Here is an 18,656-nt window from a genome sequence, read left to right as displayed (position 1 = left end):
AAGAAGCGGGTAGGAGTGTGGACATTAACGTCTTCTCCTACCCGCTATTTCAATTATGCTAATTGAAGTAGTTTGATAGATTCTGGGATAATCAGCTTGGCATCTAGTCGCTCAAATGCTGCAAAGCCAATCTGACCTTCTAGAATGTACTTCTCGTTTAAAGCCTTCACCGCAAGTGGCTGGCGCTCAATAATCCAATAGTAGCTGAAGTCACCGAAGGCAATGGCTTTCTCTCCGCTTTCGATGCCCGGCATATAAGGTGAATAGACGACCGGTTTTCCTAGAATGGTGTTATCTGCATGATTCCACAAGTAGTTTCCGTTTGTGTCTTTCAGCGTTCGTAGGAAAAGAGCTGTTTCATCATTCATAACCCATACCCCATTTTTACGGTAATGCTTATCAAGTGAGAAGTACAACTTGATCACTTCATCATAGGTGATGGCATCGCTTCCTGCCGCAGTTACGCCGACTGGTGCCCCTTCTGTGGTGTGCAAAATGCCAGTAGGGGCATCCATGCCATCCCCATAAATAAAGGCGTTTTCTTCCTCTCTACCAAACCTACGGGCAAATTCATTTTTCAAATAGTTCTCTAAATCAAACTTGTTGTCGCTGACAAAGGATTGCTTCAACCTTGTCAAACTTGCTAGTTTATAAGATTCTAATGCGAATTGTGTAACGGTATCGGCGCTTTCTGGGATAGCAATGTTTTCACCAACCCAAGCAGCCGTACCGGTAGAAGTAACCGCATGAATCTTCCCTTCTGTAGATGTGGTCTTAACCACAGTGGCGATTCTTCTAAATAGATTTTCCTTTTCAAGAGCAGTTGTGTAGCTGTCGATGAATTCATCTGGGGCAGGATAGCTCCCAGTGCTATCAGCCATGTCCCTTACAGTCGGATAGGCTTCTTGACCTCTCATTGTGTTCCAGAATGCTTTGTTATAAGTAGTTTGAATTGTCATTGTGTTTTCCTCCTAATTTTTATGATTTTTAACCCAGTTACGGGAGATGCAATAATAAATGACTTCATTCAGTGTTTGAAAATAATAGCCGGAGCCTTGGTATTGGATGCACCAGTGGGCTTTAGCATCTGATCGTTTATCTCTCATCACCACAACGGGATGCGAGTCGCCAAGTGGGATGACGTGAAACACTTCAAAATTTTCTAAGTCTAGATTTTTCCGTAGACGTTTTGGTAGTTTATCGACTTCTTCCATGGTCTTCACCTCCGATACTAAAAATTTGGTGACAGTAGTGACAGTACGGTGACAGTTGTTTTCGCTTATTGTCACCACATTAAAGCCTTATACACCATGGGTTTCAGAGCTTTTGGTGACAGTAGTGACAGTAATTTGAAGTTCATCTTCACACTTATATATTTATCTTTTATATCTATCTATTTTGTTTTGTCGGCTTAGAAGTTAGAAAAGCTGTCACTACTGTCACTAAACCTATTCAAACCCTTGGTAGCTGTGGGTTTATCGAGGTGACAGTTAGTTTTTTTACTGTCACCTAACTGTCACTACTGTCACTAATTTCATGAGAGAAGAGGCAACTCATCGTAGCCATAGGCTCTTTGGTACTGATTCTTAGCTTCATCCGTTAAGGTGTATCTTTGATAAAAAGTGCCACCTTTGCCACGCCTTACGGTCATTTCCGAGAATGTGGTTTCTAGATAATTGGCCAGTTCTGTGCGAAACTCTTTAGCTGTCTTAGAATAGCCATGATTGTTATCCAAGCACCAAGCTTTGTACACATCATAGACTTTACCCGTTGTGCAGCTATCCCGGATTTTTCCAAGCGGTCTTTCTTCCATACACTCTTTAAAGAAGGAGATCACTGTATTGTTTTCTTTCATATAAGCGACTCTTGCATTTGTTACACACTGTGGTTCTGAGAAGGAATATCCATTGGCGATCACTTGTTTTAGTGCAAGAATGGCTTTGTAGACAATGCCATCCCGTTCAGCGTAGAGTTTATCCAATAGCTGTTTGTCTTGCTTATCCCGTGGAATGACATTATTACAATCCACTTGCATAATCCGGTTATAGACCCATTCACCATCGTCTCCACCAAACTTGGGCAGCCGGTTCATACAGAACCATAAAAGTCCGTTGTAGGTAAATTCAAATCCGTTTTGTCCTTTGAATTCTGCGAACAGGCTGTCACCACCGGTGCATTTCTTAAAGGTTTTGAGTTCATAAATAGACATGAAACTCATATCGGAGCTACCGGCTAAACGCTTGTTGTAAATGTTGCCTGTCCCAAATCTGGACTCTATTTCCTTTAAGTCAATGCCGATATAGTTGCCTTTACCAAGAAGACTTTCTGTCAGACTCTTTAGCTGTGACTTCCCGGTATCTCCTTTGCCGACCATGAATAGGGATTTTTTCATTCGCCAACCTTTTACATTGGATAAGCAGACTCCAATAAACTCTAGCAACAGGTTTTCTACTGCCTTGTCTCCATTGGTCAGTGTATGCATGAACTTATTAAAGACCGGTGTGGGTTTAGGTACCCCCAGCCAATTACAAGGAATCTGAATGGTGCTTTTGATATCCGGACTATGGGGCATGAGAGTCATATTAGATACCCGCAAGATTCCATTTTGAAAGTTAATGATATCCTCATCGGCATTCAGCTCCTCGTTGGTGGTAAAGGCCAAATCTGTGGTAATTTGTCCAAAAACTTCATTGACATCTCGCATCTGCAGGATATTTTCATCAAAGGCAGTGATGTAACTTTTGATGATGCCTTTTAGCATTTCATCCGCATAAAGTCGATAACATCCATCTTCGTAGACATATCGTAAAACGCCGCCTTTAGCACTATCACGAACGAAGATGTAATGAAGGTTCTCCCGGATGTAACTTGCCAGCAAGGGACAGTTAACCCTCATGCGTTTGGAACGCTCATCGTAATAGATGTAGGAGAGCCTGTCCTTACTGCCTGTATAGAATTTGCCATGACAACCTTCGATGGCTTTTTCTATGGTAGATGTGCGGTAATCATCACGCTCCCACTTCTCCCGATATAGCTTCGATTGTCTAAAGAGGCTGTCCATCTGTTCCATATCCCCGCCGGTGTAGAAGGCTAGGATATTACAAAGTGCTTGGTCGGCTTCTGAAGGGCTGCCATATTCGGTGATGTCACCTTTGTCAAAGAGGGCCATAAATTTATCGCCATTCTTAGCTTTTCTAGCGGTAACGATGATATCAAAGTCATCATTAACAAAAGCACTTTCAATCTCAGAGTCTATGAAACTATCTTTTTTCATGTATCCGTTCAAGAAGTTAATCACTTCATTGGTTCTATCCATTACAGGATGATTACTTATCGCATTACCGGTAAAAGTAAGGTAGCGATTGGTCAGTCCGCCGATGTAGATTTCCATCTGGTTGTGTGGGTTCTTGGAGTAATATTCGCTGGACAATTTTCCATTTGATGAAGGAATCTTTTCTACATCCACCTTGAATAGATGGTGAATGCCCTTACCGCTAGGGGAAACCTCCTCATAGGTGTTCATCAGTGCTCTGACTTCTTGAGCCAACTCACTGTCTACATCCACATGATCCAAATCAATGCCCCCGATGCCATGGGGTAGAACAAGACCAATACCATCAAATGCATGAGCTTTCATGGCTTCTGTGGCTTCCTCGAAGGTTGTCCACTGGGATTTATATTTCTTACTGGTACCGGTTTTGTAGCCTTTGGTGTTGTATAAGACTTTGGTACGGCGGCCCTTTTGCATTTCATAACGCCAACATACCCAAATCTTCTGTTGTTTTAATTCTTCCATGGCCGCCGCCCCCTTTCTGTTTAGTCTTCATCAAAAAGTTCATCAGCACATTTTTTGCAAAGAAACCCTGCATAGATGGAATCGTTGTCGATGCTGTCATGCATGGATTTAATCAATCCATTTACATCAACTGTGGCAACATGATCGCAGTTCTTACATTCGATTTTGATATCCATAAATATCATCTCCTTCCGGTTTTTCTGAGCCATCAAGTTGGCTAAGTTGTTCGCATAACTTTTCATAATTGATGTATGCCTTCTTGCCCACGAAGATAGCGGGAAGCTTGCCTGCTTTCAGCAGAAGCCTTAAGGCGTGTTCAGGGAGGATGCCTGTTTTAGCGGTTTCCCTTACGGTCAGCATGGTTGGTTTCTTGTTTTCCGACACGGGCTTTCTCCTCCTTGAGTTTTTTCTCTGCCTTTTTCAGCCAGTAATTCTGGTTGTGTTTCTTCACCTTATCAGCGTTATTGCGGCGCCACTCTCGAAAGTATTTCAATCGTTCTTCCCTCGCAGCGGCCTCAAGTGTGTTTTTATCCATGAAACATACCTCCTTCTATAAATTCTGTTTCGCTTTACTTTCGCTTGAAGTATTGCGTTTCATCTGATATTCTTATGGTAATTCAGATAAAACAAAATAACAAGCATAAGAGAACTAGAATATTAAAGTTCAAGTGAAACAGAAAAATAGAGGTGATCTTAGTGGGAAATCAATTCAAAGGGTTCGATAATATTTTTGCCTTAACTTTACGAAACATGATGGAAGAACATCCTCACACCGGGGAGAAAACAACACAAAAGGCACTGGCCAAAGCCATTGGTATCCGACCACAGACCGTTAGTTTGTATATGGATGGCTCCACTCAGCCTACTGCAGAAAACCTTTATAAGATTGCGAAATATTTTGATGTGTCTGTGGACTATCTACTGACAGGGGTTAGTTCTGAGAATAAAGAGGTGCATAAAGTCCTTGGTTTATCAGAGGTAGCGGTCAACCTTATTAAGAGAGCACATGATACAGACAAATTCGGATCTTGTTCAGAAGTTGTACCGTTGTTGGATGAGCTTTTATCAGATGTGGACTTTTATCGCTTTCTGGAAGACTTATCTTACAAAATGGAGAAGTTGAAAAAGCTCGCCCAGATGTCATCAGACGAGAAGGAAAAAATGATGCCCGGTCTAAATGTTGAAGGCTATTGGGCATGGGATTTGAACGCCTATGTACAGGAAATCATTAAGAAGGAACTAGAAAAACGAGGTATTTCACTGCGTGAAGACTAGAGAAAATAACCGCACATTTTGGTGTTTATATACTTGCTTTATAACACCGTTAGAGTGATAGATACCATAAGAGAAATGAATTCTCTCTAGGAAGGAGGAAATGAAATGCCAAGTATCAAAAAGCGGGGAGATACCTATAGAATCATGGTTTCTCTTGGCTACAATATGGAAGGCAAGCAAATCAGAAAGACTACGACATTTACACCACCGCCCAATGTCACGGAGAAAAAAGCGGAAAAACTAGCTACAGCCTTTGCTTATGAATTTGAGAAGAAATGCATGGGAATGACAAACTTCAATGAGAACATGCGGTTTTCCGAGCTATGCGAATGGTACTTTGAACAGATCGCACCACACAAATTAAAGGAAAGAACACTGTATACCAATAAGGAATTGATGAAGAGTTATGTCCTGCCATACATTGGACATTTGAAACTCAAGGACATTACCACCGCACGAATTGATGAAATGCTGAACCATCTCCACAAGCGAGGGAAAATCAGCAGGTTCTATATCATGAAAGAACCATCATTGCTTGGTGATGGGACAAGAAGGCCCACTGCAAGAAAGGCTGGTCTTTCCCTAGGTACCATTAAAACAGCAGCAAGAGGCGGTCGGGTGTCCAAGGCAACCGCCGAGAAGATTGCAGTGGCATTTGGCAAAAAGCTGAATGATCTGTTTGTCGAAGAAGAAAGACCCGAAAAGGACAGAGGGATAGATAGCACTTCTATTGCCAGAGTCAGAACCGCAACATCATCCATTTTTAGCACCGCACTTAAGAAAGATATTATATGGAAGAACCCAGTAGTACATGCGACTTCACCAAGGGGGACAGAAAAAGAAAAACTGTTTCTTGATGATAAACAATGCAAGCAGCTTCTAAAATATTTAGAAGAGGTACCCAACAATAATGCGAGAGTGGCACTGACCACACTGATGTACACAGGCATGCGGTCGGGGGAACTTTGTGGGCTTCACTGGAAAGATGTTGATTTGGAAAGGGGAACCCTTCATGTACGCTATACCCTTTACCGAGCAGATGGGCAGTACAAGTTGTCAACGCCAAAGACCAAATCAAGTTTAAGGATGATTGCGATACCCGCTGAACTCATTACCATTTTAGAAGAGCATAAAAAGTGGCAAGAAGAATACAAAGAGTCGCTAGGGTCAAAATGGATTGAACGAGGAGCGGTGGTAACCGGCATGGAAGGAGAATACATCAGTGGGGTTTATCTAAATGCCACGCTGAAGAAACTACTGAAGAAGCATGACTTGCCAGACTTACACGTTCACGACTTGAGGCATGCGAATGCTTCACTACTCATCAATGCTGGAGTACCGGTCAAGTTCATCTCAGAGCATCTAGGGCATTCCAACACAAAGACCACAGAGGATATTTACGCCCATGTCTACAATGCAACAGCCGAAAAGGTAGCCAGTGCTATCAGTCAAGCCTTGGATGATGTGATGTAGAAATGAAGATTAGTAGAATTAAGGATAATGGAGATATAAACGGGAGGATACTAATGAAAATATTAAGTTTAAATATTAATAACTTTGGTGGCTTAAAATCTAAAGAACAATACAAGAAGGAAAATAAATATTCAGAATGGGGTACACTTGATAAAACTAGTGAAGCTACTGAAATACTTGCATATATACAACAAGAGAAGCCAGTTATTGTAATACTACATGAATTTGAATTAAACACAGAAATTACAGAAAAGTTTATTGGTTGTATGAAAGAAGTTGATTATGAGATAGTCCCTTATGAAAAAAATAATTTTAAGAATCCGTCCATAACTATTATGTTTGTAAAGAAAGAACTGTTATACACAAAACTTGTAAATCCACATAATTCAAAAAGTAACAAAACTCTTAGAGCTAGTGTTATAAAAGTAGCAGATTGTATCGTTTACGGTGTTCATGTTCCACCAACTTATGATAATAACTTTTGGGAGGAATTAATTGACTTCTATAAAGAAAAGCAAGGACAAAAACTTGTTATTATTGGGGATTATAATGTATACGATTTGGGGACAGAACAAAAGAAAAAGTATTTACAACTATTGGCATTAAATGCTAAAGATGCTTGGTTGGAAAAAGGCTACCCAAACTCAACGATGACACATATTAAAGGAAGACGCCTTGATTATGCAATTATGTCCCCATCATTGTACGAATGTTTAAATAGTATACGTATAGATTCATATTTATTAAACAATGACAAGACAGATCATGCGGCTTTGATTATAGAAATTTAGATATTTAAATATTTTGATTAGTGTGCTCCAAGCGGGTACACTACGCAAAATCGAGTGTGCTGTAAGGCTAAAAAATCCCTTGCAGCACATTTTTTATAGAAAAGTGTACTTTAAGAGAAATAGTTGGTGTTTATCCGGTGTTTTAATTTGCAATAAAGACCAAAACGAAAATGTACGATACACAATCAACTTTCAACAAACCCCGATTTTATGCGGGTTTCAGGCACGTTCTTAAACACTACGAAACTACTTTTTACGGTTCGAGAAAGAGAATATCGACACACTGGATTCAAAGTCAGAGCTTTTCTTAACCATCTTATCGTCGATGGCACAGGAAGAAAGCCGTAGCGTAAGTGAAAACACAAAATGGGGAGTACAGAAGAGATTTCAACAAGGAATAGTTCATATGCCAACCACGTTTTTCCTAGGTTATGACACAACTGAGGATGGAGAAATAGTCATCATCGAAGAACAGGCAAAGGTGGTTAGGAGAATTTTCCGAGAGTTTTTAGAAGGAAAAGGTTGTCCAAGCATTGCTAGAGATTTAATGAGAGATGGGTTAAAGACAGGGAAGGGAAATAAAACGTGGACGGGAGATTCGGTCTACAAAATCTTGAGACAAGAGAAGTACCAAGGACATTGCTTAGCACAGAAGACCGTCACGCTCGATTTTTTATCGCATAAAAGGGTACGCAACACAGATATTCAACCGCAATATTTCGTTAAGAACACCCACCCAGCCATTATCAGCGAGGAAACATTCGAAGCAGCTCAGCAAGAAATGAAAAGGCGAAGTTTGATGATGCGGGACCCAGATAAAAAGTATCGGCAACACTATAGTGGAGTTAGCCCATTTTCCAACGAATTCTTTTGCGGGGAATGTGGAAGGCCGGTCATACGAAGAAGGATGACCTCAAGCAGGAAAGGGAAGAAGTATTACATTTCTGGTTGGCAATGCAGAGTGAGCGCAGGAAGAGATCCAGACTACAAGGGCTGTAAAACAAGCTATGTCCAAGAAACGGATTTAGAAAATGCCTTCATGAAAATAATGAGGGAATTGAAAGAAAACCTTGATGAAGTAAAGCAAGAAGCGGAACAAGCCATTAAAAAGGCATCCCTCTTGCCGTCGGAACAGCAACGATTGGAAGAGTTGAATACACAAATTGAGGCAATTGCTGACCGCATAAGTGATTTGGCTGCAAAGGAGTCTACGACAAACGACGCCATCTACGACGCAACATTGAGGCACTTGATTTACGAACAAGAGATTCTTCAACAGGAGCGGGACAGCCTGGAGGACAACATGCAAGAACAACTTTATTTAGAAAAGCAATTCCAATCCTTCCTAGACTCATTAGAAGAAACTGAGAAACTAGAGGATTTTGATGTGAAGCTTTTCAAAAATACAGTTGAGCGAGGCATTATCTACAAAGAGCGGATGGTTGAATTTCAATTTAAATGCGGAGTGAAACGGACCATTTTTGCAAGTGAACGAAAGGTACCAAAAAAGAAATAAGCTTAATATAAACGAATAAACATAAACCTCTTTCCACCCGGAAAAAGAACTTGAAAGTTCTCGGGATGTGAGTGATAGATGGACACGAACCATTATCACTTATAGGAAAGAGGTTTTTATTATGAATGAATTTCAAAAAGGTATGTGGGTCCGTACCTTATGGGATCCAGTCAAGGAAAGAGAGGAAAGCCCACTCCTTGGAGACAAGCAAGTTAAAGTCGCAGCTTATTGTCGAGTGAGTACCGACTTTGAGAATCAGATTCGCTCACTGGAGAATCAGGTACATCACTATACTCACTTAATTAGAAGTAAACCAAATTGGAAGTTTGTAGGTGTGTATTTTGATAGTGGCACAAGCGGTAGTAATGCTAAAAAGCAACGAGGACTACAGCGATTGCTACGCCATTGCGACGAAGGTAGAGTCGATTACATTCTAACAAAAGATGTATCTCGCCTAACGAGAAATGCAGAACATTTGATGGAAATAGTAGAGGATCTAAAAGCTAAAAATGTGGGGATCTACTTTGAAAAGGAACAAATTGATACATCAATTACGTTTAATCAATTTTTACTCACCACCTATGCAGCCCTTGCTCAAGAAGAAATCGAGAACCTATCTACCTCTACAAAATGGGGATACGAGAAAAAGTTTCAAAAAGGTGAAGCTAAATTCTCTAGGCTATATGGCTATAACCTAGTTCGAGGGGAGTCAGGAAATACACTTGAGATTAATGAGCAAGAAGCGGCGGTTGTTCGTAACATTTTTGATTGGTTTCTACAAGGGTGGTCGAGGGCTGAAATTACAAGAGAATTATACAGACAAGGGATTAAAACAGCTAACGGAAAAGATAGATGGTTGGCTTCCAATATCAAAAAAATGCTAATGACTTACACATACACGGGAAATATGATGGCAAGAACTGCGACCAGAGATCTTTTCACTCACAAAATGACTTATCACGATCGTGAGGAGATTGAGATAGAAAACACCCACCCTCCAATCATCAGTCGGGAAGTTTTTGATGAAGTGCAGAGGCGTATAGAAAGCAACAAAAGAAATACAGGAATACCAACGAAGAGAAATCGACCGGCATTCTCCCAAAAGCTCATTTGCCATGCTTGTGGATATCGATATAAATTTTTCCCTAGTCCTAGAATTGACTACTGGAAGTGTGCTTCGAGTAATGCCAAAACATGCGATGCTCCAAACATAAATGAAGAGCAATTAAAACATATGGCATTACAAGCGATGAGCATAAAATATGAATTGAATCAATCGGATAGTCTTGCCCAGTTGCAGAAAGAACTTAAAGCGACCAATCAGCAGGACCATTTTGAATTTCATCGGTTGAAATGGTTAACGGAATTGGAGATAGCAAAGGAAAGTAATGAGGATCCAGAAAAGATAAATGCCTTAGAAAAAGAATATCAAGCGTTTGAAAAACAGGTTGCTCAAATAGAAGATGACCGTCCTTTTCGTCTGAAGACATTGGAATGGCTAGACAAACTACAGTCTATGGAAGAGTTCCATCAAAACGTAACGACGGAATACTTACGTGCATGGATTCATCAAATCACGATAGAAAATGAAAAAAACTATCAAGTTGAATGGTTTGATGGGACAAGCTTGATGGTTGGTCAATTATCTGAAAGCAAATCCATTCATTCAACCCAGAAAAATAAACCAAAGAAAAAAGTTAGCCCCAAGAAGGAGGTGAATCATGAACTGACCCTTCTCGATGAACATGGGGCTTTAAAAGAGAAGAGGGAAAAAGAAGTGAATACTATGGTTGAGCGAGAAGTACAAAAGATAGAACCAGGTGAGGGGAAGGCCATTCTTGAAACGATTGAGAATGCACGGATAGGAAATGAAAAGCCTGATCATTTGCAAAAAAGTAAAAAAACACTCAAGACAGCTGCTTACTGTAGGGTTTCAACCGATCGCTTAGAACAGAAAACAAGCATGAAAACTCAGGTAGCATATTATACGTATCTCATTCTGAAAGACCCATCCTATGAATTTGCGGGTATCTACGCAGATGAAGGAATCACAGGGCGTTCCTTGGAAAAGCGAGATCAATTAAACCAACTCTTGAAGGATTGTGAACGAGGACTTGTTAACGTCATCATCACAAAGTCCATTTCTCGCTTTAGCCGGAATGCATTAGATACCCTTTCCATTGCACGACACCTGAAACAACTCCCAACCCCTGTTTATATTTATTTTGAGAAGGAGAACATCTGGACGTCAGACCCCCAATCAGAGTTGATGATGTCCATCTACGGTGCCATCGCCCAAGAAGAAGTCATGAATGTTGGGAGGAGCATTGCTTGGGGACATCGGAGTCAGGCCAAACGAGGAATTATCCGGTGGAAAAAGGCTACGTATGGATATTGGGTGGACGATGAATATCGGTGGCATATCCAGCCAGAGCAAGCCAAAATCATCAAACGTATTTTTAGGGAAGTGTTGAGAGGGAAAACCGTTAATAAAATATGTGAAGACTTAGCCGGTGATGGGATTAAAACAGCGACAGGAAAAGACTATTGGAATCCTAAATCAGTGATGGCAATGTTAACAAATGAAGTATATAAAGGCGATTATTTATTTCAAAAACATGTGACAGTCGATACACTACAATCCAAGGTCATCCGTAATCAGGGGGAGGAACCACAGTATTATATTGAAAATCATCATGAGCCGATCATTAAGCCAAAGGACTGGGAACGGGTTCAGGATATTTTAGAAGAACGGAAAAAAGGATTTATCAAAGATGGACATCGGAAGTATGAAAAAGATGAAATGAAAAATGAAGCTTTTATTGAAAAACTGTATTGTGGTGAATGTGGATATTTGATGGGGCATAGACGGCATGTAGAGAGACGATGGAAAAAACCAATGGAAACGCACTTCTGGGTGTGCTGTCGCCATGATCAGAGATATAGAACTGAACGATGCGATACAAGGCGTATTCGCCAGGATTATTTAGAGTGGAACTTCATCCGCTTTTTAAACCAAATTCATGCGGACCCTAATTTTAAAAATGACGTCTTGCATTGGATTAATAGATTGGAATTAACAGAGGAAGAGAAGCAGGAAAAAATAGATTTGCAAGAAAGAGTGGAAAAACAAAACCAAGACTTGTATAAAGCTGTAGAAGAGGGTATTCATGAAAACGGCCAAAACACTCAGCTGGTGGATAAGCTGACAGAAGAACTGGTGGAGTTGCATGACCGACTGAAACACTTTAGTGAACGAGAAAGACGTGTGGAACATGAGAGAAAAATGTTTAAGGAAATCATGAAAAAGGTGAAAAAGCATGTGGAAGGAGCAAGCGAGGACTTTCCTGACGATTTGTTTCAAGAATTCATTAGTCGAGCAGAAGTGTGTAAAGATGGAAAGGTCACCTACCATCTCATATTTGAACTGGAACAAGAAATGCCGGAAACCTATGCTGATTATGTCAAGTTAAAAAGCCAGCAAAAGAAGCAGAAAACGAAGGAAAAACATGAGGCATTACTCAAAGGGCCTGAGGTGGAGGAGCTGTTAGTATTTTGCGAGGAGCCAAAGGATCTTAAAGAGATTGTACGTTTTATGAATGAGCGGATGGTCATTTCTGATTCGCACATCTTCCAAGTTATTTTGAGACCTTTAATGAAGCAAGGTAAGCTAGAAAGATTCAAAGCACCGGAAAAGGGTGGAACCAGAGAAGTGTTTCATTACCGGATAAAAAAACATAACTATTAATTAGGTACCCATTGAGTAGGCTAGTGGCCACTTGATGGGTTTATTTTTTTTGAATTAGTTAGTAAAAATAACTGGGAAATTTAACCGCAAGATGTGTTAAATGTTGTAGAATAATAGGAGTATTGGTCGATAAAACCTGCGAGAACATATATTTAATAGGTTTGCTAAAATTGGAAAATATAGGGAGGTGCATGTATATGGGTGAATTTTGGAGATCTCTATCTTGGGATTTAAGGGTATTAATAGTAGTAGCTGGAATTTTGTCGGTTCTAATTTTCTTTTCATTCTTAGACCCTGATAAAAACAGTTCCTTTGCATCTTCGCTAGTATTTTTGACTATCGGTGTTATCACAATAATGGTATCGTCAAAACCTACATTACAAGATTCTTCAACAACCTTTGCAGCAACCATTATAGGGTCTTTTGTTATTGTTTTAGTGATACTGCCGATAATACCAAATGTTGATTATTGGGCTGAGATACTTTCATTAAGTGGATTATTGGTAGCGGTTCTCATTTCGTTAACAAGGAATTTAATATATGTTTATCAAGAAAGACGCTATGATGTTTATGGTCAAAGGGATATAAGAAGAAGGATGTTAAAATGGGCAAACACAGATAGATTCGCTCATTTGACTGAACAGGAGGCAAATCAGATACGAGAATTTTTAGATCAACACAATATTGAATAAATTAAGTGGGGCATTACTAAATGATGTAATGCTCTTTTCTTTAGATGGGTTGTAATATCGTGGTTAAACGAGAATTTTTATAAAAATATTAGTTGGAGGGAATTATGGAGATTTACTTCGAAAACTGGATTAAAGAACAAGATGTATCAGAAGACGCAAAAATTTTATTTAATGAATCTATTATGTGTTATAGAGTCGGGGCATTTCGTGCAGCATATATTATGTCTTATCTAGGATTTTTCAAAACCATAAAAGATCGTTTATTAAGAAGTGAAATCCCGGAGTTGATGAAAGACGAAGAAGGGGTTTGGAACAATTTAGTTAATAGATTAAAAGATGATAGAAAGTGGGAGGAGGCTGTCATCCAAGCAATACAAATGAAAAAGAAAATCGATGAAAGCGAAGAAGTACAAAGTAAGGTATTTTTAATAACTAACGATATCATTGAAGAAATCCCATTTTGGAGAAGGAAAAGAAATGAGTGCGCACATGCCAAAGATACTATAATTGGTCATAGTCATGTAGAAATGTTTTGGCTATTTCTAAGATCTAACCTTTCAAAATTTATTGTAAATGGTGGGAAACAGGCTTTATTAGAGAAAATAAAAAAACACTTTGATCCTACTTATACTAAGCCTAATTCTGATTTCACATACCTTATAAAAGAAATTCCCTTAGTTGTCAAAAAAGATGAATTAAAAGAGTTACTTAAAGACATTTATAATGATTATGTGAATTTATCCCTTTTTGGTAGGAAAAAGCAAGAAACCGAATTTTGGAGAGCGATTGCTTACTCAGAAAACAGAGATATAGTAGAGTCATTTGTTGAATTTATTACATCTGATAAAGATGTATTTACTCAATTCGTTGAAACGTTTCCCGATAGACTTACCTTGTGTTTGGGTAAAGAGGAGTTAATCAGAGTATTCTGGAGAGAACTTCTTTTCAAAGATATAGGCAATTTTAATCATGTTTTTTGGGAATTAGCTATAACCTTACTAACAAGTGGTGTTATTCCAGAAGAGGAGAGACAGACATTTGTTAGAAAATTATCTAGGCAACTAAAAAATGGAGCTTATCCAGATGAAGATCAAGCAAGGGTATTACGGAAACATGATTTCTTTAAAATAATTAAAGATACCTTGTTTGAAAGTGGAGATTTAAATAAAGTATATACTGGCTATCAATTTGCCAATAGTAATGGCAAGAAAATTGTATACTACTTAGAAAATAATCCTTTGGATGCAAAAGTTGTAAGTGAGTTAAATATTTTATTTAAAAGTTATATGTTTGGGGATTTGTATAGTAGGATGGAAAGCTTTATGGAAAGGAGTCCGAGATTCATTTATGAGTTTAGGGCAATAGCTGAGGAGGAAGGCATGGAATTAGCTGAGTTCTTTAAGGAAAAAGGTGGATCAGATGAAGGAGAAACTAGTGAACAGTAGTCATAGTTAAAGTTTAAAAGTATGCTCATCACAATACGTGGTGGGCAATTTTTTTTGTTTTATAGCTATTTAATTAACTAAAGCAGAATGAGAGCTGAAACAAGAAAATCCTAAGAAATATCGCTCTATATAATAGAAGAAACTCGGATATTTTAATCTATATTTTGCGTATTTTTATCCATCCAGCCTCACGGCGTTTTTATCTCACAAACGCGTTCGCAACAACGATATCCAACCACAGTATTTTGTGAAGAATACTCACCCAGCGATTATTAGCGAAGAAACTTTTGAAGCAGTTCAACAAGAAATGAAAAGGCGAAGGCTGATGATGAAGGATCCCGATGAAAAATATCGCCAACATTTTAGTAGTGTCAGCCCATTTTCTAATCAGTTTTATTGTGGGGAATGTGGAAGACCAGCCATAAGAAGACGTATGACTTCATCGAGGAAAGGAGAGAAGTATTACATTTCTGCTTGGCAATGCCGAGTGACCGCAGGACGAGACCCAGACTACACGGAATGCAAAACGAGCTATGTTCATGAGACAGACCTTGAAAATGCATTTATGAAAATAATAAGAGAAATGAAGGAAAACCTCCATGAAGTAATAGAGGAAGCGCAACAGGCCATTGAAAAGGCATCCCTCTCGCCACCGGAACAACAGAGGCTAGAGGAGTTGAACACGAAAATTGAAGCCATTACCGATCGCATCAGTGGCTTGGCTGCCAAGGAATCGGCCACCAAGGATGCCATTTATGATGCTACATTAAGACACCTCATCTATGAACAGGAAATCCTCCAACAGGAGCGGGATAGCCTAGAGGAAAACATGCAAGAACAACTTTATTTAGAAAAGCAATTACAATCCTTTCTAGACTTATTAGAAGAGACTGAAGAACTAGAGGATTTTGATGTAACGCTTTTCAAAAACACAATCGAGCGGGGCATTATTTATAAGGAGCGAATAGTTGAATTTCAATTTAAATGTGGGGTGAAACGGACTCTCTGTGTAAGAGAACGTAAAACTCCTAAGAAGAAATAAGCTAAATCAAATTGAATAAACATAAACCTCTTTCCACCCAGAAAAAGAACTTGAATGTTCTCGGGATGTGAGTGATAGATGGACACGAACCATTATCACTTATAGGAAAGGGGTTTTTGTATTGGATGAAATTCAAAAAGGCATGTGGGTCCGAACATTGTGGGATCCAGTTAAGGCAAGGGAGGAAAGTCCGTTAATCGGAAACCATGAAGTGAAGGTAGCAGCTTATTGTCGAGTGAGTACAGATATAGAAAAGCAACTGCATTCGCTAGAGAACCAAGTTCAACATTATACCCATCTCATTCGAAGTAAGCCAAACTGGAAATTCGTTGGTGTGTATTTTGATAACGGCACGAGTGGAAGAAATGCGACCAAACAGAAAGGGTTACAACGTCTTATCCGCCACTGCCATGAAGGACGTGTCGATTTTATCTTGACTAAAAATGTATCTCGCTTTACCCGGAATGCTGAGCATCTTATCAAAATCGTGGAAGAGTTAAAAGCCAAGGGAGTGGGCGTGTATTTTGAGGAACAGAAGGTAGACACCTCGGTTGAATACAATCAATTTTTATTGAGCACGTATGCAGCACTTGCACAAGAGGAGATTGAAACGATCTCTGCCTCTACCAAATGGGGCTATGAAAAAAGTTTGCAAAAAGGAAAGCCAAAGTTTGTAGCGACATACGGCTATCGAAAAGTCACAAAAGATGGACAGCCCACCCTTGAAATCAACGAGGAACAAGCAAGGGTAGTTCGCTTGATATACGATTGGTTTTTACAAGATTGGTCCATCCCAGATATCAAGCGAGAACTCATACGCAAAGAGATTCCAACCATGAAAGGCGGGAAAGTATGGGGGACAAAAAACATTAAATATATGTTGCAGAATCCTACCTATACCGGTAATAAAGTGGCCAGACTTCATTCGACTGATTTGTTTACCAAGCAAAAAACGATTAACAAGGATGACCCCATTACGATTGAAAATACCCATCCAGCCATTATCAGTATTGATGTTTTTGATCGGGCTCAAGAGAAGTTTAGTTTGGACAATAAATCTCCACGTAAGCGATCCACTCCCACTGAACCACATGCTTTTCAGAAACAAGTCATCTGCCAGCATTGTGGAAAACTCATAAGAGTTCATAAAAGGAAGAGCGGTAATATCTGGCGGTGTAATGCAAGAAATGCGGGTGTTTGTGAAGGGCCAGAATTACAAGAACATCAAATACGAAACATGATGCTAGAGGCTTTCGAGAAAAAGTTCTTAGAAGATGAAAATGTTCAAATCGGTACTTTGAAGAAAATACTGACCGTTGCCAATCAACAAGACCATTTTGAATTCCATCGGTTAAAGTGGCTGACAGAAATGGAGATGGCTCGAACAACGGATACCGATGAAGAGCTGAAGGAAAAAGAAGAAGCGTATCGTGCTTTTGAAGAACATATTGAAAGTGTGGAAGAAGGACGACTTTATCGGACCAGTACCATTCAATGGTTGGATTCCATTCAGAATATGGAGACTTTTTACGAACAAGCTACTCTAGAACACTTCAGGGCATGGGTTTTAAGCGCATCGGTAACGACTGAACAAGACTATGAGGTGAAATGGTTGGATGGAACGGTGACAACCATAGGCTCACCATTATTAAAGGATATAGACTCATCACCGACTGAAGAAAGCCAAACAACAAAGGAGGTGACTTCTGAATTGAAAATACTGAATGATAAAGGCGATTTGATGATAAAGGAAAAGGAAAATAAAAAATCATCCATTCCTAAAAGAGAAGTACAGAAGATTGAACCAAACAACAGTAAAGCGATCTTGCAGACGATTGAAGCATCGATGGAGGGGGTGAATAAACAACCTTCTTCCCATTTAAATACTAAAACCGCCCTGCGAACAGCTGCTTATTGCCGTGTTTCAACGGACCGTTTAGAGCAGCAATCAAGCCTCAAAACACAGGTAGCATACTATACTTATTTGATTTTGAAAAACCAAAACTATCAATTTGCAGGCATCTACGCAGACGAAGGGATATCGGGGCGTTCGATGAAAAATCGAGATGAATTGAATCGGCTTATTCGAGAGTGTGAACGGGGGCGAATTGATGTCATCTTGGTCAAGTCCGTTTCGAGACTAAGCCGGGATATTCAAGATACCCTGGAAATCACGAGATATCTTCGTCAGCTTCCCAATCCAACCTACATTTACTTTGAACGTGAAAATATATGGACTTCGGACCCTCAAGCAGATCTTATGTTATCCATTTTCGGAAGCATTGCACAAGAGGAAAGTATCGGTATGGGTAGGTCTATGGCATGGGGAATTCGAAGCATGGCCAAGCGGGGCATTTTCCATCGGAAAAGACCGAACTATGGTTATACCATTGATGATAACTACCGTTGGCATATAGTGAAAGAAGAAGCGAGCGTGGTCCGGCGCATCTTTAGAGAAGTACGAAAAGGAGTCACTGTGGCTCAAATCGCAGTTGATCTTAGTGAGAAAAAAATTCCTAGTCCAACTGGTAATTTAACCTGGGGAGCCAGAACGGTTACAAACATCTTAAGAAATGTGGTTTATAAAGGCGATATTTTATTCCAACAAACCATAGCGGTGCAAAATGGCCGAAAGAAAAACATTCCTAATGAAGGTCAAGAACCTCAGTATTATATAGAGGAGCATCACGAACCGATCATACCAAAGAAAAAGTGGGATGAAGTACAGAAGATATTAGATGAACGAGCGGAAGAGGTAAAGAAGAAACGTTCAGCTCCCTTGCTGTTATTAATCACCCTGTTTGTCGGTAGTTTCGGAACCGACAATGGCGGTGATTTTTTTAATTTTTAACCGTCATTTTCGTTGACGATATATATT

At 39.6% G+C, this 18,656-nt stretch carries 15 protein-coding genes and 2 pseudogenes; 11 read left to right on the top strand and 6 right to left on the bottom strand.

Annotated features, from left to right (window positions below):
- Positions 1-53 precede the first annotated feature (53 nt).
- From J2S07_RS02140 to J2S07_RS02115, 6 genes are all read right to left on the bottom strand, one after another.
- Positions 54-959 (bottom strand): phage major capsid protein, encoded by a 906-nt coding sequence (locus J2S07_RS02140; protein ID WP_307148756.1) that lies wholly within the window; start codon positions 957-959, stop codon positions 54-56.
- A 12-nt stretch (positions 960-971) separates the two neighbouring features.
- Positions 972-1,214 (bottom strand): hypothetical protein, encoded by a 243-nt coding sequence (locus J2S07_RS02135; RefSeq protein WP_307148755.1) that lies wholly within the window; start codon positions 1,212-1,214, stop codon positions 972-974.
- 320 nt (positions 1,215-1,534) lie between these two features.
- Positions 1,535-3,796: a phage/plasmid primase, P4 family gene (locus J2S07_RS02130; RefSeq protein ID WP_307148754.1), complete on the bottom strand. Its 2,262-nt coding sequence runs from the start codon at positions 3,794-3,796 to the stop codon at positions 1,535-1,537.
- Positions 3,797-3,816: 20 nt separating this feature from the next.
- Positions 3,817-3,972, bottom strand: coding sequence for a hypothetical protein (locus tag J2S07_RS02125; RefSeq protein ID WP_307148753.1), 156 nt, complete (start codon positions 3,970-3,972; stop codon positions 3,817-3,819).
- Complete coding sequence (locus J2S07_RS02120) at positions 3,950-4,180, bottom strand: hypothetical protein (protein WP_160549538.1); 231 nt, start codon at positions 4,178-4,180, stop codon at positions 3,950-3,952. Before J2S07_RS02120 ends, J2S07_RS02125 begins: the two co-directional genes overlap by 23 nt.
- Complete coding sequence (locus J2S07_RS02115; protein WP_307148752.1) at positions 4,131-4,331, bottom strand: phosphatase; 201 nt, start codon at positions 4,329-4,331, stop codon at positions 4,131-4,133. The genes J2S07_RS02120 and J2S07_RS02115 overlap by 50 nt, the downstream gene beginning before the upstream one ends.
- Positions 4,332-4,492: 161 nt before the next feature.
- Here J2S07_RS02115 and J2S07_RS02110 point away from each other — a divergent pair, with 161 nt between their 5' ends.
- The 11 genes and pseudogenes from J2S07_RS02110 (at position 4,493) to J2S07_RS02070 (ending at position 18,629) form a co-directional block, all read left to right on the top strand.
- Complete coding sequence (locus J2S07_RS02110; protein ID WP_307148751.1) at positions 4,493-5,071, top strand: transcriptional regulator; 579 nt, start codon at positions 4,493-4,495, stop codon at positions 5,069-5,071.
- Between the two features lie 105 nt (positions 5,072-5,176).
- Positions 5,177-6,544 (top strand): site-specific integrase, encoded by a 1,368-nt coding sequence (locus tag J2S07_RS02105; RefSeq protein ID WP_307148750.1) that lies wholly within the window; start codon positions 5,177-5,179, stop codon positions 6,542-6,544.
- Positions 6,545-6,597: 53 nt separating this feature from the next.
- Complete coding sequence (locus J2S07_RS02100; RefSeq protein ID WP_307148749.1) at positions 6,598-7,335, top strand: exonuclease/endonuclease/phosphatase family protein; 738 nt, start codon at positions 6,598-6,600, stop codon at positions 7,333-7,335.
- A 256-nt stretch (positions 7,336-7,591) separates the two neighbouring features.
- A pseudogene (locus tag J2S07_RS21890) lies at positions 7,592-7,720 on the top strand (recombinase family protein); the annotation flags it as partial.
- A gap of 21 nt (positions 7,721-7,741) precedes the next feature.
- Positions 7,742-8,851, top strand: a complete 1,110-nt coding sequence (locus tag J2S07_RS02095) for a recombinase family protein (protein ID WP_307148748.1) — start codon at positions 7,742-7,744, stop codon at positions 8,849-8,851.
- Between the two features lie 121 nt (positions 8,852-8,972).
- Positions 8,973-12,599 carry a recombinase family protein gene (locus J2S07_RS02090; protein WP_307148747.1) on the top strand — a complete coding sequence of 1,209 codons (3,627 nt, stop codon included), beginning with the start codon at positions 8,973-8,975 and terminating at the stop codon, positions 12,597-12,599.
- 197 nt (positions 12,600-12,796) lie between these two features.
- Positions 12,797-13,291 carry a hypothetical protein gene (locus J2S07_RS02085; protein WP_071392655.1) on the top strand — a complete coding sequence of 165 codons (495 nt, stop codon included), beginning with the start codon at positions 12,797-12,799 and terminating at the stop codon, positions 13,289-13,291.
- Between the two features lie 104 nt (positions 13,292-13,395).
- A complete protein-coding gene (locus tag J2S07_RS02080) occupies positions 13,396-14,736 on the top strand; it encodes a hypothetical protein (RefSeq protein WP_307148746.1) in 1,341 nt (446 codons plus the stop codon).
- A 217-nt stretch (positions 14,737-14,953) separates the two neighbouring features.
- Positions 14,954-15,043, top strand: a pseudogene (locus J2S07_RS21885) (recombinase family protein); the annotation flags it as partial.
- Positions 15,044-15,778 (top strand): recombinase zinc ribbon domain-containing protein, encoded by a 735-nt coding sequence (locus J2S07_RS02075; RefSeq protein WP_307148745.1) that lies wholly within the window; start codon positions 15,044-15,046, stop codon positions 15,776-15,778.
- A 121-nt stretch (positions 15,779-15,899) separates the two neighbouring features.
- Positions 15,900-18,629, top strand: a complete 2,730-nt coding sequence (locus J2S07_RS02070; RefSeq protein WP_307148744.1) for a recombinase family protein — start codon at positions 15,900-15,902, stop codon at positions 18,627-18,629.
- Positions 18,630-18,656: the final 27 nt, after the last annotated feature.

The organism is Anoxybacillus andreesenii (genome assembly GCF_030813005.1).
GTDB lineage: Bacteria > Bacillota > Bacilli > Bacillales > Cytobacillaceae > Robertmurraya > Robertmurraya andreesenii.
This window is presented reverse-complemented; position numbering and strand designations above follow the sequence as displayed.

Excerpts from the sequence above, each read along its gene's own strand:
- J2S07_RS02090 (WP_307148747.1), top strand. The coding sequence starts at position 8,973 with ATGAATGAATTTCAAAAAGGTATGTGGGTCCGTACCTTATGGGATCCA.
- J2S07_RS02115 (WP_307148752.1), bottom strand. The coding sequence starts at position 4,331 with ATGGATAAAAACACACTTGAGGCCGCTGCGAGGGAAGAACGATTGAAA.
- J2S07_RS02135 (WP_307148755.1), bottom strand. The coding sequence starts at position 1,214 with ATGGAAGAAGTCGATAAACTACCAAAACGTCTACGGAAAAATCTAGAC.
- J2S07_RS02105 (WP_307148750.1), top strand. The coding sequence starts at position 5,177 with ATGCCAAGTATCAAAAAGCGGGGAGATACCTATAGAATCATGGTTTCT.
- J2S07_RS02130 (WP_307148754.1), bottom strand. The coding sequence starts at position 3,796 with ATGGAAGAATTAAAACAACAGAAGATTTGGGTATGTTGGCGTTATGAA.
- J2S07_RS02125 (WP_307148753.1), bottom strand. The coding sequence starts at position 3,972 with ATGGATATCAAAATCGAATGTAAGAACTGCGATCATGTTGCCACAGTT.
- J2S07_RS02075 (WP_307148745.1), top strand. The coding sequence starts at position 15,044 with ATGAAAAGGCGAAGGCTGATGATGAAGGATCCCGATGAAAAATATCGC.
- J2S07_RS02080 (WP_307148746.1), top strand. The coding sequence starts at position 13,396 with ATGGAGATTTACTTCGAAAACTGGATTAAAGAACAAGATGTATCAGAA.
- J2S07_RS02085 (WP_071392655.1), top strand. The coding sequence starts at position 12,797 with ATGGGTGAATTTTGGAGATCTCTATCTTGGGATTTAAGGGTATTAATA.
- J2S07_RS02100 (WP_307148749.1), top strand. The coding sequence starts at position 6,598 with ATGAAAATATTAAGTTTAAATATTAATAACTTTGGTGGCTTAAAATCT.
- J2S07_RS02095 (WP_307148748.1), top strand. The coding sequence starts at position 7,742 with ATGCCAACCACGTTTTTCCTAGGTTATGACACAACTGAGGATGGAGAA.
- J2S07_RS02140 (WP_307148756.1), bottom strand. The coding sequence starts at position 959 with ATGACAATTCAAACTACTTATAACAAAGCATTCTGGAACACAATGAGA.